General features: G+C 64.2%; 1 protein-coding gene. It reads right to left on the bottom strand.

The annotated features are described in order from the left end of the window. Nucleotides 1-587 (bottom strand): AAA family ATPase (locus DZF91_RS22805; protein WP_158588019.1); only part of this gene is annotated, 587 nt, incomplete at both ends.

Below are 587 nucleotides of genomic sequence, written 5' to 3'. Positions count from 1 at the left end.
CCGGCGGTGAGTTCGCCGTACAGGATCTTCTCCGACAGGTTGTCCTCGATCTCGCGCTGGATGGTGCGGCGCAGCGGCCGGGCGCCCAGCACCGGGTCGTAGCCGCGTTCGGCGAGCAGGTCCTTGGCCTCGGGCTTGAGCTCGATGCCCATGTCCCGGTCCTTCAGCCGCTCGTCGACCTTGGCGATCATCAGATCCACGATCTGGATGATCTCCTTCGGCGTGAGCTGGTGGAACACCACGATGTCGTCGACACGGTTGAGGAACTCGGGCCGGAAGTGCTGCTTGAGCTCCTCCGACACCTTCGACTTCATCCGGTCATACGACCCCTGGGTGTCGTCCTGGCGGGAGAACCCCAGCGACTGCCCCTTGGAGATGTCCCGGGTGCCCAGGTTGGTGGTCATGATGATCACCGTGTTCTTGAAGTCGACCACCCGCCCCTGGGCGTCGGTGAGACGGCCGTCCTCCAGGATCTGCAGCAGGCTGTTGAAGATGTCGGGGTGGGCCTTTTCGATCTCGTCGAACAGCACCACCGAGAACGGCTTGCGGCGGACCTTCTCGGTCAGCTGCCCGCCCTCCTCATACCC

It is taken from the genome of Actinomadura logoneensis, assembly GCF_003428695.1.
In the GTDB taxonomy this organism is placed as follows: Bacteria; Actinomycetota; Actinomycetes; order Streptosporangiales; family Streptosporangiaceae; genus Spirillospora; species Spirillospora logoneensis.
Note: the sequence above shows the minus strand (reverse complement) of the source record. Positions and strands in the feature narration are given on the sequence as shown.